12 protein-coding genes are annotated in these 13,546 nt (G+C 63.5%); 10 read left to right on the top strand and 2 right to left on the bottom strand.

Translation table 11 applies throughout. The features are described from left to right. Nucleotides 1-639, top strand: a complete 639-nt coding sequence (locus AC5WNI_RS08070; protein WP_054556712.1) for a helix-turn-helix domain-containing protein — start codon at nucleotides 1-3, stop codon at nucleotides 637-639. A 308-nt stretch (nucleotides 640-947) separates the two neighbouring features. Here AC5WNI_RS08070 and AC5WNI_RS08065 read toward each other — a convergent pair whose 3' ends face one another. Further along, entirely contained in the window at nucleotides 948-1,997 is a 1,050-nt protein-coding gene (locus tag AC5WNI_RS08065; RefSeq protein WP_153635730.1) for a substrate-binding domain-containing protein, read from the bottom strand. Beyond that, entirely contained in the window at nucleotides 1,997-2,932 is a 936-nt protein-coding gene (locus AC5WNI_RS08060; protein WP_225348131.1) for a formate dehydrogenase accessory sulfurtransferase FdhD, read from the bottom strand. The genes AC5WNI_RS08065 and AC5WNI_RS08060 overlap by 1 nt, the downstream gene beginning before the upstream one ends. 208 nt (nucleotides 2,933-3,140) lie before the next feature. On the opposite strand from AC5WNI_RS08060, the gene AC5WNI_RS08055 reads away from it, so the two are divergent. The 9 genes from AC5WNI_RS08055 (at nucleotide 3,141) to AC5WNI_RS08015 (ending at nucleotide 13,545) form a co-directional block, all read left to right on the top strand. Further along, nucleotides 3,141-3,698 carry a DUF3305 domain-containing protein gene (locus tag AC5WNI_RS08055; RefSeq protein WP_153635729.1) on the top strand — a complete coding sequence of 186 codons (558 nt, stop codon included), beginning with the start codon at nucleotides 3,141-3,143 and terminating at the stop codon, nucleotides 3,696-3,698. Then, the gene (locus AC5WNI_RS08050; protein ID WP_153635728.1) at nucleotides 3,695-4,480 is read left to right on the top strand and encodes a DUF3306 domain-containing protein; all 786 of its coding nucleotides are present in this window, start codon (nucleotides 3,695-3,697) and stop codon (nucleotides 4,478-4,480) included. The genes AC5WNI_RS08055 and AC5WNI_RS08050 overlap by 4 nt, the downstream gene beginning before the upstream one ends. Nucleotides 4,481-4,960: 480 nt before the next feature. Continuing rightward, nucleotides 4,961-6,877 carry a 4Fe-4S dicluster domain-containing protein gene (locus AC5WNI_RS08045; protein ID WP_172978662.1) on the top strand — a complete coding sequence of 639 codons (1,917 nt, stop codon included), beginning with the start codon at nucleotides 4,961-4,963 and terminating at the stop codon, nucleotides 6,875-6,877. A gap of 4 nt (nucleotides 6,878-6,881) precedes the next feature. Then, a complete protein-coding gene (locus AC5WNI_RS08040) occupies nucleotides 6,882-7,658 on the top strand; it encodes a TorD/DmsD family molecular chaperone (protein WP_153635726.1) in 777 nt (258 codons plus the stop codon). 85 nt (nucleotides 7,659-7,743) lie between these two features. Then, entirely contained in the window at nucleotides 7,744-7,971 is a 228-nt protein-coding gene (locus AC5WNI_RS08035; RefSeq protein ID WP_153635725.1) for a twin-arginine translocation pathway signal, read from the top strand. A gap of 214 nt (nucleotides 7,972-8,185) precedes the next feature. Then, on the top strand, nucleotides 8,186-11,041 hold the full coding sequence (locus AC5WNI_RS08030) for a molybdopterin-dependent oxidoreductase (protein WP_225348061.1): 2,856 nt from the start codon (nucleotides 8,186-8,188) through the stop codon (nucleotides 11,039-11,041). A 130-nt stretch (nucleotides 11,042-11,171) separates the two neighbouring features. Next, on the top strand, nucleotides 11,172-11,831 hold the full coding sequence (gene fdh3B / locus AC5WNI_RS08025; RefSeq protein WP_043333544.1) for a formate dehydrogenase FDH3 subunit beta: 660 nt from the start codon (nucleotides 11,172-11,174) through the stop codon (nucleotides 11,829-11,831). Nucleotides 11,832-11,840: 9 nt separating this feature from the next. Continuing rightward, nucleotides 11,841-12,887: a formate dehydrogenase subunit gamma gene (locus AC5WNI_RS08020; protein WP_153635723.1), complete on the top strand. Its 1,047-nt coding sequence runs from the start codon at nucleotides 11,841-11,843 to the stop codon at nucleotides 12,885-12,887. A gap of 313 nt (nucleotides 12,888-13,200) precedes the next feature. Continuing rightward, nucleotides 13,201-13,545, top strand: a complete 345-nt coding sequence (locus tag AC5WNI_RS08015; protein ID WP_054556717.1) for a DUF1244 domain-containing protein — start codon at nucleotides 13,201-13,203, stop codon at nucleotides 13,543-13,545. The last annotated feature ends 1 nt before the right edge of the window (nucleotide 13,546 follow it).

Genomic DNA, 13,546 nt, shown 5'->3' with positions numbered 1-13,546 from the left:
ATGAGCACACCGACAGACAAGGACGCCGCCGTCCGGATCGCCTCCGGTCGCAAACCCTTCGTTGAGCCCCTGAAGCTTGGCGAACGCGTGAAGCAGATCCGCCTCTCCCATCACTGGACGCTGGAAGATGTCAGCCAGCGCACGGGACTGGCACGCTCGACATTGTCCAAGATCGAGAACGAGCAGATCTCGCCGACCTTCACGGCGGTCCAGAAGCTGATTCATGGTCTCAACATCGACCTGCCGCAGCTGCTGAGCCCGCCCAAGCGCCAGAGTGGCACACTCGGGCGTCGCGATCTGACGCGCGTCGGTGATGGCAAGTCACACCCGACCCCGACCTATGAGCACGAGCTGCTGTCCTGGCAGCTGGCGCAGAAACGCATGATTCCTTTCAAGACTCGCGTGCGTGCGCGCAGCTTCGATGACTTCCCCGACTGGGTGCGTCACGACGGCGAGGAGTTCCTGATGGTCTTGGCGGGCAGCATTCTGCTCTATTCGGAATTCTATGAACCCTTGCCGCTGGGTGAGGGTGACAGCATCTATTTCGACTCCGACATGGGGCACGCTCTGGTTTCTACCAGCGAAGAAGATGCCATCGTGCTGTCGGTGTGCACTCGCAATGATTCGGATCCGAGCTGATCTGATTTGAAGTGAGCTGGGCTGTGTTGAAGTGAGACAAGCCACGTAACGCACTGGCAGGAAGCTAAACCGCAAAGATTGCCTTAACGCGAGCGTCACCTGGCCGGTCCATTCAAAACAATGACTTGCTTGACCATGCTCGCCGTCAGCTCGAAATAAAAAAATCGCCCACTAGCCATGCGCTAATGGGCGATTTTTCTGGATATCGCAAAGACACTCATGGCTTGCGCCGAGTCCTGACCGCCAGCATCCACTGGGTGTTCAGTTTATCGAGCGTCTCATTACAGAGCGTCTCGATACCGAGCGTCTCAATCGTGCTGTGCGGCATCGCCGCGCCAGATCAACTGACCGCATTCGCGCAGATCATAGCCGCCGAGGGATTGCGCCAGCTGGATGCCATTCGGTGTGGCAAGATAGTCCAGCAACCCCTGGAAGAGATCGCGGAAGTAGACATTGCGCGGTACCACCAGGTCGAAGGCCTCTTCACAGACCGGCACGAAGCCGAGGCCGAACTCATTGGCGGCCGACAGCGTACCGGGGCCGACATCCACCTCGCCGCGCGCCACCATCGAGGCCACCTCACGCTCGGAATAGGCGATCGCCAGGGTGTTGAGCTGCTCGGCACGCATCTGATGGCCGGACAGCCACTCCTGCAGGAAGCGCTGCGAACCTGCCCCCTCCTGTCGCACCGCCCAACGCCGCTGCGAACCGAAAAGGCCGCTGGGGTCGATGGACAGATGGCGATCATCATTGCGGATGATCAGCCCCTGGGTACGGCGCGCAAGCCGCACCATCACCCACTGACGATAGCCATCATGGCCGCGAATCAGCGCCGGATGACGCAGCGCCGCCTCCTCCGCGCGCCCCCAGTGAATGGCGCAGACGTCAGCACGCCCCTGGCTGAGCAGATCAAGCCCCAGACGCGTGCCGGTGACGCTCATGCCATAGAAGGCGCTACCGGCATGCTGCTGATTGAGACGCATGGAGAGCGCGGCCAGCAGCGGGTCATCACTGCCGGTGATCATCAGGCGATCCGCCAGCACACCATGATGGCTGGACTCGAGAATCCATTGCTCCACCAGGCGCCGCGGAAAGAGCCACTTGCCGGTCACCTTGGTCGCCGGCATGGTGCCGTCACTGGCCAGCTGATAGATCTTCTTCTCGTTGAGGTGCAGAAGGCGCGCGACTTCCTGCACCGTCAGAAAGGGGTTGTCGTGGGGAACCGGAGCCTGCCGGCCGGTGGCCGCATTCAGGGCCTCGCCTGAAGACTCAGCGGTAGAGCCGCCCGAAGGTGCGCCGAGTTCAGAGGAAAAGCCCTGTGAGGGTATGACGCCCAGCGGCGAAGAAAGACGACTCATCACTGCGCCCCCTTGTCATGTCCGGCTGCGCCGTCTGCTGAAGATGGCTTGCCTGACGCGTCATGGCGCGATGATTTGAGAGCGTCGCCGGCACGCAGCGGCGGGATGGCATCCAGCACCAGCCGCCCGGCAGGGTCCACCGCCTGGAAGTGGCGCCCCTTGGCGCGCGCGATCAACAGCACGCCAAAGCGTTCCGCCAGCTCCACTCCCTTCTGCGTGACGCCGGAACGCGAGACCAGCACCGAGACCCCCGCCTGAGCCACCTTCAGTACCATCTCGGAAGTCAGACGACCGGTAGTGTAGAAGATGTTGGCCCCCTGATAATCACTGGCATCATCACTCAGGGGCGCCAACCAGCTCAGCCCCGCCAGCGTATCGACGGCGTTGTGGCGGCCGACATCCTCGATGAACGCCAGCACTTCATCATCCCGACACAGGGCGCAGCCGTGAACCGCGCCGGCCTTGCGATAAGTCGCGTTGTGCGCCGCCAGCGCCTCCAGCAGGCGATACAACAGGGCCTGACTGAAGGGGCCTGCATCCAGCGCAGCCAGTGATTGGCGCTCCAGCAGATTGCCGAATACCGTGCCCTGCCCACAGCCGGTAGTCACGGTGCGCTTGCCGAGGCGCTGCTCGATATCCTCGGGTAGATGACGCGTCACCACCGAGGCGCTCTCGACTTCCCAATCCACCTGCAGCGCTTCGAGGTCCTCAAGCTCACCCAGCAGTCCCTGATTGCGCAGATAACCGGCCACCAGCGCCTCAGGTTCGGCACCCAGGGTCATCAAGGTGACGATCTCGCGACGATTGAGATAGATGGTCAGCGAGCGCTCGGCGGCAATGGACTGCTGATGGCGCTCACCGCGCTCATCCATGACTTCGATGTCCAGCGTAGTGGGTAGTGTGGCGCGACTGATCGCTGGCCGTGCAGAGGGCATCATGAACTCGGGTCTCCCTGATCGAGCCGGTTGGAATGGCAATTCTTGCGCTGAATCGCCGTAGAGTACCAGTCTGATGGCAGAGCTGTCCCCGCACTGACTGACGGTAACCCTGATATCGCATGCGCCGGCATGTATCTTGCACACCAGCACCATCGCAGCATTCTTTTCAGACCCGCTTGCGGGTACAGCAGTGAACAAGGAAGCCATGTCTGAATCCATCCCTCCCCGCAGTGACGACACCCGCTGGTTGAGCGTCACCCTGGCGCCCACCACGCAGAAACTGGGGCGTTTCAGCATCGACACCTGGCGGATTGCCGACCTCTCGCCCTCTGCAACGCCAGAGACGGAATCGCACGTAGCGGAGCCTGCCGCCGCTGATGAAGTAGCGCATCGCCGCATCCTGCCGCTGCAGCTTCACCTCACCGAGCGCACCGATTACCGCTACAACCTGCGCTGCGAGCAGCCGCGCCTGTTCGTCCAATGCGATGAGCGTGAAGCCGACGGCATGCAGCCCCGCGTGGTGACGGCCTGTCAGGAGGTAGCATCGCATTGGATGGATGGCGACCAGCTGGTGCTGGATGTGCCGATGCCCCCGGCCTTGATGGTGTGGCTGGAAGCCTACCTCGCGCGTCACGGCGAACGACTCGACGAAGGCAAGAAGAAGAAACGCAAGGGCGCCGGGCGCGCCAGTCAGGCAGAGCAGCACGCCGTGACGCCCAACAAGACTCATCAGCCCGGTGATGGTACGGAAAGCACGTCATGAGCCAGCACGACGACAACGCAAGCCCTGCCCATGAAGGCCTGTTCTCGCGCTGGTCACGCCGCAAGCAAGGCGACAGCCGCCGTGAAGACCAACTGTCACAGCCGGACAGCACCGAGGTGAGTAAAGCCGACAGCCTTCCGCCGTCACAGGTGGGAGTCGCCTCTGAAAGTAGCGCTGACACCCCTGCAGCGCGCGGCTCGCAGCACGAATCCCTGAGCGGCGATAGCCCCTCCTCGGCAGCAGAGCAGGCAGCAGAGCAGGCAACCGCCGAGAGCGATCAGCAGGCAGCAGACGCTGACAACGCTGAAGTGCCAGTCATCGAGCTGCCAGACCCGGACACCCTGACCCCAGACGCCGACATCAGCGCCTTCATGCAGAGCGGCGTGGACCCGGCGCTACGCCAGCGTGCGCTGCGACGCATCTTCATGGGGGGCGAGCACTCGGTGCGCGATGGGCTGGATGACTACGACCAGGACTTCTCCCAGATGCGCCCGCTCGCCGAAGGTGTCGCCGACACGCTGCGCAGCTGGACCCGCAAGGTCGAAGAAGGCCTGGAAAAGCTCGGTGAGGCAAGCGAGACACCCCAGGCGGATACGGCGCAGGAGACAGACGACCAGATCGCTGAGCAGGCGCCTGACGGTGAGGCGCCAGTGGGCGAGTCACACGCGACGCCCAGCGACGAGATAGTCGAGTCGCCTGACCCGCAAGCGATACGAGCAGAAGACTCGCGCGAGCCAGCTCCCGCGTCAGATGATGTCGGCGGCGTCCGCCACAAGCCGTGAGCCGGGGCTGGCCCCACAGACGCCTCCAGCGCCAAGGCGTCAAGATGACGCGCCGCACAATCAACATGCGTCATTATGACCCACGAGTAAGCCGGATACGTCTGACCGAGGTCATCCTGATGCCTCATGGGTCACCCTGACGCGCCTCATCAAGGCGCACTGACTGCAACGCACATGCAAGATTCAGCATGACATGCCAACCCTTGAAGATGATGACTGGCGTCAACCGCCTGCGCTGATGAGTGCCTGCGCGACCTGACCGCGCCCCTCTTCTCGCCGGGCGTGAAAACGGCAATGTCATCAACAGCATGCAAAGATGGTTGGCCTGTCATGAATCCCCCACTGAACGACTGTCGATCGCCGACCCGGCTCTGACCGCGAGAGACCGCGAGAATCAGCGACGACCGGGACCTGCATCATCCGCCTGCCACCTGACGGCAGCTTGCATGCAAGGTCCGCCACGACCGAATAAGGATGAGGATGCTCAGCTCAAGCCTCGAGAGCGCTCAGCGCGCCCTCAATCAACAAGCACGCCAACGCGCCCTGTCATCCGCCATGGGTGGCTCGCCTGCCTCAAGTCTGCCGCTGTTGGCGACGGATGCCGGTAGCGCCCCCATCCGCTATCACAGTCAGGGACGCACCGTGATCATCGGCAGCGAAGCACGAGTGCGAGCACTGGCGAGTCTGCTGTCCCGCCTGCCGGCCACCGCTCAGCTGCCGCTGGCACTATTGATCAGTGAGCAGGACAACAGTGCGCTGGTGACGATGGATGAACAGCATCTCGCCGCCAGTGAGTCGCTGCCTGTGCACAGTGCCCCGCGTGACATGCTCGCGCTGAGCGGTCACCTCGGCCAGTTCAGCCTTGCCAGTGATGGCGTCAATCTGGCTGCCGCGCTGGTGCCGCAAGGTGCTGGCAGCGCGACCCATTTCGACCTGATCGCCGACCTGTCCAGCCAGCCGCTCAACCAGGCGGAACTGCCACCGCCCGGCTATCTGCAAGCCGGCGCGGACGTCATCGCCGAGCTGGATCAGCTGGTCGCCGATGCTGAGGCCTCTCAGGAATCACTGTCACAGCTGACCGCCTGGGCCATGCAGTTCGCGGGTCTGATCGGCAACTTCGACAAACCGAATTACGTGACCGTCAATCTCGATACCTGCGCGCACTCCAGTGCCGGCAATATCGGCTGTACGCGTTGCCTGTCGTCGTGCAGCGCCGATGCCATCTTCTCGGTGGCCGGTCGTCGCAATGCGCATATCGAGATCGACCCTTACCTGTGCCACGGCGCGGCCAGCTGCGTCAGCGCCTGCCCGACCGGCGCGCTGAGCTTCACCCAGCCCCCGGCCGAGCAGCGCATGGAGCAGATCCAGCGCCTGCTGGAGCGCTATCAGGATGGCGGTGGCCTCTACCCGCTGCTGCGCTATCGCCTGGAGCAATCCCCTGCCTCGCAGACTGCCCTGGCGAGTGTCGACCAAGAGCGCTGCCTCGATATCACCCTCGAGGAAATCTCCGCCACCGGGCACGACGAGTGGCTGGCCGCTCTCGCACTCGGCGCGACGCAGGTCATCGTCGAACTGCCCCACGACCTGCCCGCAGGCCAGCACCAGCAGCTCGATAGCGAACGTCGCCTGGCACTGACCCTGCTCGACAGCATGGGGCTTGCCAATGCGGACAGTGGCGAGCCGCGCATTCGCTTCGTCTCTTTGCCATCCCCCCTGCCACAAATGGATAGCTACGAGACTGAAGCCCTACCCCTGATCACGCCGCTGTGTGTCGCTCTGGCACCGGGCGCGGACAGTGAAGAAGAGCAGCAGCCCAGCCAGCCGATCGCCCGTGACTGGCTGCTGGGTCAGCCGCAGGCACGCCCCGGCAAGCGCGAACGCCTCAATCGGGTGCTCGATCACCTGGCGACCCTGTCGGTCGCGGACCTGGCGCAGGACAGCGTCGCCGTGCCGACAGGCGCGCCCTTCGGCGTGGTGAACGTCGACAGCGACAACTGCACGCTGTGTCAGGGCTGCGTCGCCGTCTGCCCGACCAGCGCCCTCTCGGCCAATCGCACGTCGCCTGCACTATCCTTCACTCAAGGTGACTGCGTGCAGTGTGGCCTGTGCGAGCAGGCATGCCCAGAGCAGGTCATCACCCTGACGCCTGGCTTTGCCCCGCAGCCCGACGTGCGGCGCGAACCGCAGCTGATCAAGCAGGATGTGCCCTTCCCCTGCATCAGCTGCGGCACGCCGTTCGGCTCCACCGCCACCATCACGGCGATGCAGACCAAACTGGCCTCGCATGCCTACTTCCAGGGCGATGGCGCACTGCGCCTGAAGATGTGCAGCGATTGCCGCGTCAAGGACATCTGGCACGAAATGGCACGCAATCCCGATGCCCAACTCAAGGTTTGAGCCAATGACATCACCCACGTCGACTCCCGACGACTTTGCAGCAGGTGGGACTGACGATCGTGCACCTGACACCACTGCGGCCGACTCTCTGATAAGCCATAGTGAAGAACAGCAGGCATTGCGCGCCGACCTCTACCGGCTGCTGGCGCGGCTATTGCGCGCGGCACCGGATGCGGAACTGATCGACTTTCTGGCCGAACTCGACCATGACGCAATCAGCCTGCCCGGGGCCGCCGAGCAACAACTGCCGCGCGCGCTGGCGTCGCTGTCATTGGCCGCCCGCGTCAGCGACTCGCGCCGTCTGGAAGACGACTTCTTCCAGAGCCTGGTAGGCGTGGTGCAGGGCGAGGTAGTGCCCTACGCCAGCTGGTACCTCACCGGCTCGCTGATGGAAATGCCGCTGGTCGCCCTGCGCCAGGACCTGAAACGTCTCGGCTTCGAACGCCAGAGCGATGTGCATGAGCCCGAGGATCACCTCGGCGCACTGTGCGAGGTGATGGCCATGCTGATCGATGAGGTGCCCGGCGAGCAGGTCAATTTCTTCCGCCGCCATGTGGCCAGCTGGGGCGAGCGCTGCTGCGCCGACCTCGCGGGACGCGAGAGCCCCTTCTATGCCGCCGTCGGCTACCTGGGGCAGGCCTTCCTGCGGGCAGAGCGCCTGAACCTCGGTGACTCGATCCCGCTGCATGCGGCGACCGAAAACAACTCTGGCGTGCAGGTGACGGCCGAGGCCGTCCAGCTCGTCACGCCAGCCAGTGTGGCGCCCGACGCAAGACACTGATGTCACGCATGACGTGAAGCAACATTCGAGACTGCAACGCTATCCATCTCGCATCACCCAGCAGCATTGCCGACAGGAGATCAGCATGAAGACTGATGACGCAAAAGACAGCCATAACCAGGCGCGCCAGGGGCGCCGCAAATTCCTGCGTGTACTGGGCGCCAGCACCGTAGGGGTTGCCGCAGCAGGGTCATTGGCCGGTGCCGTGATTCCGGACCAGGCCGCGCCAGAGGCCCCCGTCAAGGACAAGGGCAGTGACAACTATCGCGAGAGTGATCACGTCAAGGCCTTCTACGCCACGCTGCGTGACTGAATGCTAGACAGACAGTGCCCCGAGCCTGCGCCATGCGCGCGGCCAGCGGCCTGAACAACGGGCAGCGCGGAGAGGTTTCCGCCCGCCATCGACAGTGACAAGTCGGCACGGATCAGGACTGCCCCTGATCTGAAAGACCGCCGCTCCCGACATTGCCCCCTGACCCGCTCACGCGGCCCGGGCAATGATTCGGGTGACGAGGAGAGATGATGTCATGCGACTGACCCCCACCCCCTCTGCCAAAGAGACCTCAGGACTCGGCATCAACCGCCGCCAGTTCCTGAAACGCAGCGGTGTCGCCACCGGCGGCCTTGCCGCCGCGAGCTTCATGGCCGCCCCGATGATGAAACGCGCCGAAGCCAAGACCGAAGTGTCTGATGCGCCGGTCGAGACGAAGCGCACCATCTGCTCACACTGCTCCGTGGGCTGCGGCGTCTATGCCGAGGTCCAGGAAGGTGTCTGGACCAAGCAGGAACCCGCCTTCGATCACCCCTTCAACCGTGGCGCGCACTGCGCCAAGGGCGCATCGCTGCGTGAGCATGGTCACTCTGACCGTCGCCTCAAGTACCCGATGAAGCTCGAAGGTGGCAAGTGGAAGAAGCTCTCCTGGGAGCAGGCCATCGAGGAAGTCGGCGACAAGGTGCTCGAGCTCACCAAGGAGCACGGCCCCGATAGCATCTACTGGCTGGGCTCGGCCAAGTTCAGCAATGAACAGGCCTACCTGATGCGCAAGTTCGCGGCCCTGTTCGGCACCAACAACGTCGATCACCAGGCGCGTATCTGCCACTCCACCACGGTGGCCGGGGTCGCGAATACCTGGGGCTACGGGGCGATGACCAACTCCTTCAACGACATGCACAACTGTCGTTCGATCCTGTTCATCGGTTCCAACCCGTCCGAAGCGCATCCGGTGGCCATGCAGCACATCCTGCTGGCCAAGGAGCGCTCCAACGCCGAGATCATCGTCGTCGATCCGCGCTTCACGCGGACCGCCGCCAAGGCCAACAAGTACGTGCGCCTGCGTCCGGGTACCGATGTCGCCTACATCTGGGGCCTGCTGTGGCACATCTTCGAGAACGGCTGGGAAGATGAGGCCTACATCCAGCAGCGTGTCTACGGCATGGATGAAGTGCGTGCCGAAGTCGCCAAGTTCCCGCCGGCGGAAGTCGAGCGCATCACCGGCGTAGCCGAGGCCGACATGCTCGACGTCGCGCGCCGGCTGTCCCAGAACCGTCCGGGCAGCGTCGTGTGGTGCATGGGCGGCACCCAGCACACCACCGGCAACAACAACACCCGCGCCTACTGCATCCTGGAACTGGCGCTGGGCAACATCGGCAAGTCCGGTGGCGGCGCCAACATCTTCCGTGGCCACGACAACGTCCAGGGCGCCACGGATCTGGGCCTGATGTCCCACTCCCTGCCGGGCTACTACGGCCTCTCAGAAGGCGCGTGGAAGCACTGGTCCAAGGTCTGGAACGTCGATTACGAATGGATCCAGAACCGCTACGACCAGACCGAATATCACGACGGCAAGCCGATGCACACCAACGGCATCACCGTCTCGCGCTGGGTCGATGGCGTGCTCGAGAACCCGGACCGCATCTCCCAGCGCACCGCGCTCAAGGCGATGTTCTACTGGGGTCATGCCGTCAACTCCCAGACCCGCGGGCCGGAGATGAAGAAGGCGATGGCCAAGCTGGACATGATGGTGGTGGTCGACCCCTACCCGACCATCGCCGCCGTCATGCACGACCGTACCGACGGCGTCTACCTGCTGCCGGCCGCGACCCAGTTCGAGACCACCGGCAGCGTGACCAACTCAAGCCGCTCCCTGCAGTGGCGCGATCAGGTCATCGAGCCGATGTTCGAGTCCAAGCCTGACCACGAGATCATGTACCTGCTGTCTCGCAAGCTGGGCTTCGCCGACGAGCTGTTCCGCAACATCAAGGTCGAGGGCAGCGTGCCCGTCGTCGAGGACATCACGCGCGAGTTCAATGCCGGCATGTGGACGGTGGGTTACACCGCCCAGAGCCCTGAACGCCTGAAGGCTCACCAGCAGAACTGGCACACCTTCGACTTCGAGACGCTCAAGGCCCGTGGCGGCCCGGCCAACGGCGACTTCTACGGCCTGCCCTGGCCGTGCTGGGGCACGCCGGAGATGGGTCACCCGGGCTCGCCCATCCTGTATGACACCTCCAAGACGGTGGCCGAGGGTGGCGGCAACTTCCGCGCGCGTTATGGCGTGGAGCACAACGGCACCAACATCCTCGCGGAAGGCTCCTGGTCCAAGGGCGCCGAGATCGAGGATGGCTATCCGGAATTCACCGACAAGCTGCTCAAGCAGCTGGGCTGGTGGGATGACCTGACGGCCGAGGAAAAGCAGGCGGCGGAAGGCAAGAACTGGAAGACCGATCTCTCTGGCGGCATCCAGCGCGTGTGCATCAAGCATGGCTGCATGCCGTATGGCAACGCCAAGGCGCGTGCCCTGGTGTGGACCTTCCCGGACCCGATCCCCAAGCACCGCGAGCCGCTGTATACCGCGCGTCGCGACCTGGTGAAGGACTACCCGACCTGGCCGGATTCCGAGTCCATCTATCGCCTGCCGACGCTCTACGCCTCCATCCAGGAGAAGGACGTCAGCGCCAAGTACCCGATCACCCTGACCTCGGGCCGCCTGGTGGAATACGAAGGGGGTGGCGAAGAGACACGTTCCATTCCGTGGCTGGCCGAGCTGCAGCAGGAGATGTTCGTCGAGATCAATCCGGCACTGGCCAATGACCAGGGCATCAAGGACGGCGACATGGTCTGGGTCGAGGGCGCCGAGGGCGGCCGCGTCAAGGTGATGGCGATGGTCACCGAGCGTGTCGGCCCGGATGTCGTCTTCATGCCCTTCCACTTCGGTGGGCATTACGAGGGCGAATCCCTCGAGTCCCGCTATCCGGAAGGTACCGTGCCCTATGTGCTCGGTGAATCGGCCAATACCGCGACCACCTACGGCTACGACCCCGTGACCCTGATGCAGGAAACCAAGGTCACCTTGTGCCGCGTCAGCCGCGTCAGCCTCGCCTGACTCGAGTGACGGCCGCGTCCCGATGACGCGGCCCGGACGCAGCGCAAGACACGATCGGACGTATCCGTTACCAGAATCATCCGGCCTGTTGACCGAGGAACCCGGCGACAGGCCGTGAAGGAGAAGCACCATGGCCCAGATGAAATTTTTGTGTGATGCAGAGCGCTGCATCGAGTGCAATGGCTGCGTGACAGCCTGCAAGAACGCCAACGAGACCGAATGGGGCGTTCAGCGTCGCCGCGTGGTGACCCTGGACGACGGCAAGCCGAGTGAAGTCTCCATCTCGGTGGCGTGCATGCATTGCGATGACGCGCCGTGCATGGCGGTCTGCCCCACCGACTGCTTCTACAAGACCGATGACGGTATCGTCCTGCACGACAAGGACATCTGCATCGGCTGCGGCTACTGCCTGTACGCCTGCCCGTTCGGCGCCCCGCAGTTCCCGCAGCAAGGCGCCTTCGGCGAGCGCGGCAAGATGGACAAGTGCACCTTCTGCGCCGGTGGCCCGGCCGAGAGCCCGGAAGAAGAGTTCGAGAAGTACGGTGCCAACCGCATCAGCGAAGGCAAGCTGCCGCTGTGCGCCGAGATGTGCTCCACCAAGGCCCTGCTGGCCGGCGATGCCGAGACCGTCTCCGACATCTTCCGTCAGCGTGTGGTCTATCGGGGCCATGAAGACGGCGCCTGGTCGCCGGTCGACAAGGCCAGCCATCCGGAAACCTCTGCCAACCTGACCACCAGCAGCGTTCAGCAGGCGGACCACCTGGCCTACGACGCAGCCCGCAAGGGGTAAGGAGGCGACATGCGCGCGCACTTTACAGCTTCACGGTTGACCGTGGTCGCCATGTTCCTGTGCCTGATGCTGGCCAGTCTCTGGCTGGCTCCTCAGGCACTGGCCGCGAACCCTGACGGCGAGATCGGTCAGGCGGTCGGCACGGTGGACGCCGATACCTGGCGGCAGGTCAAGAATGGGGGCAACTCCATAGACAGCCGACATGACTCCAACTACAGCCTGATCAACCAGAGCGGCGAGACCTGGCGTCAGATCCGCAATCGCTGGATCTCACCGGGCGGCCTGATCGCACTGGGTGGCATGCTGGCCGTGCTGGTGATCTTCTACCTGCTGGTGGGACGCAACAATCTGGACCATCCGCGCAGCGGCAAGCTGATGCTGCGCTGGACGGCACTGGAGCGCGCCATGCACTGGACGCTGGCGACGCTGTTCCTGACGCTGGCCATCACCGGCATCAATCTGCTGTGGGGCAAGTTCGTGTTCCGCAATGTATTCGGGGATGTGTTCTGGGCCAACATGATCATGGCGACCAAGGTGATCCACAACTATGTGGGGCCCCTGTTCTCGATCATGCTGATCCTGGTGCTGGCCAAGTGGCTGAAGCTCAATCTTCCCAAAAAGCATGACCTTGACTGGTTCCGTCAGGGTGGCGGCATGATGAAGGGCAAGCATCCGGACGCCGGCTTCGCCAATGGTGGAGAAAAGGCCTGGTACTGGATTCTGGCGACGGTCGGCCTGGTAGTGATTGCCAGCGGGCTGGTACTGGACTTCCCGATCTTCGGCCAGACGCGTGACAACATGCAGTGGGCCAATGTCTTCCACGGCATCGCCTCGCTGATGCTGATCGCGGTGTCCTTCGGCCACATCTATATCGGCACCGCTGGTACCGAGGGTGCCTTCGAGGGCATGAAGACCGGTTACGTCGATGAGACTTGGGCCAAGCAGCACCACAATCTGTGGTACGACGAGGTCAAGCAGGCCGAAGCGGCAGACCCGGCAGCAGACCCCGCCACGGCACCTGACGATAGCCTGGCACGTCAGCAACGTCCGAATTAGCGCGGCGTCAGACATCCGCTGGATGAGTGAAGATACGCCCGGTCAGGTTCGCCTGCCGGGCGTTTTCGCTTGCCAGCGCCTGCTCTCTCGCTTGCCCGCGCACACTCTTTCGCGACTCTGCCACCCACTGGCGTTCCACCGGCCAACCCGCCTGCCAATCCGTCTGCCAAACCACAGACCAAACCACAGGCGTGCAGCACTGGTTCACAGCTCTGCATTAGTTGCGTAAAGTTTCAGATATCCCGCCTGGGCCCACCAGGCACCCCGACAGCATGAAGGCTGGCGCTTGGCTGCGCCTTCTCAGGAGAATTCGATGAGCGACCCGACCCCTCAAGCCGTACAAGACCTGAGCCAACTGGACGAACAGACCCGCACCGAGCTGGAAGCGGCCGCGTTCCGTCGTCTGCTCAAGCATCTGGATGACAACAAGGATGTCCAGAATATCGATCTGATGATCCTCGCCGACTTCTGCCGCAACTGCCTGTCCAAGTGGCTGATGGCCGCTGGCGAGGAGCGCGGCGTGAGCTTCGATTACGATGCGGCGCGCGAGCATGTCTACGGCATGCCCTATTCCGAGTGGAAGACACATCACCAGGCCAAGGCGACACCTGAGCAGCTGGCAGCGCTCGAGGCACGTCAACAAGGCAAGAAGGACTGAT

The sequence above is a fragment of the Cobetia sp. PDI-12MA genome, from assembly GCF_059507695.1.
Note: the sequence above shows the minus strand (reverse complement) of the source record. Positions and strands in the feature narration are given on the sequence as shown.

Bases quoted from the DNA above. Each gene is read 5' to 3' on its own strand.
- AC5WNI_RS08070 (WP_054556712.1), top strand. From the start codon at position 1: ATGAGCACACCGACAGACAAGGACGCCGCCGTCCGGATCGCCTCCGGT.
- AC5WNI_RS08065 (WP_153635730.1), bottom strand. From the start codon at position 1,997: ATGAGTCGTCTTTCTTCGCCGCTGGGCGTCATACCCTCACAGGGCTTT.
- AC5WNI_RS08060 (WP_225348131.1), bottom strand. From the start codon at position 2,932: ATGCCCTCTGCACGGCCAGCGATCAGTCGCGCCACACTACCCACTACG.
- AC5WNI_RS08055 (WP_153635729.1), top strand. From the start codon at position 3,141: ATGTCTGAATCCATCCCTCCCCGCAGTGACGACACCCGCTGGTTGAGC.
- AC5WNI_RS08050 (WP_153635728.1), top strand. From the start codon at position 3,695: ATGAGCCAGCACGACGACAACGCAAGCCCTGCCCATGAAGGCCTGTTC.
- AC5WNI_RS08045 (WP_172978662.1), top strand. From the start codon at position 4,961: ATGCTCAGCTCAAGCCTCGAGAGCGCTCAGCGCGCCCTCAATCAACAA.
- AC5WNI_RS08040 (WP_153635726.1), top strand. From the start codon at position 6,882: ATGACATCACCCACGTCGACTCCCGACGACTTTGCAGCAGGTGGGACT.
- AC5WNI_RS08035 (WP_153635725.1), top strand. From the start codon at position 7,744: ATGAAGACTGATGACGCAAAAGACAGCCATAACCAGGCGCGCCAGGGG.
- AC5WNI_RS08030 (WP_225348061.1), top strand. From the start codon at position 8,186: ATGCGACTGACCCCCACCCCCTCTGCCAAAGAGACCTCAGGACTCGGC.
- fdh3B (WP_043333544.1), top strand. From the start codon at position 11,172: ATGGCCCAGATGAAATTTTTGTGTGATGCAGAGCGCTGCATCGAGTGC.
- AC5WNI_RS08020 (WP_153635723.1), top strand. From the start codon at position 11,841: ATGCGCGCGCACTTTACAGCTTCACGGTTGACCGTGGTCGCCATGTTC.
- AC5WNI_RS08015 (WP_054556717.1), top strand. From the start codon at position 13,201: ATGAGCGACCCGACCCCTCAAGCCGTACAAGACCTGAGCCAACTGGAC.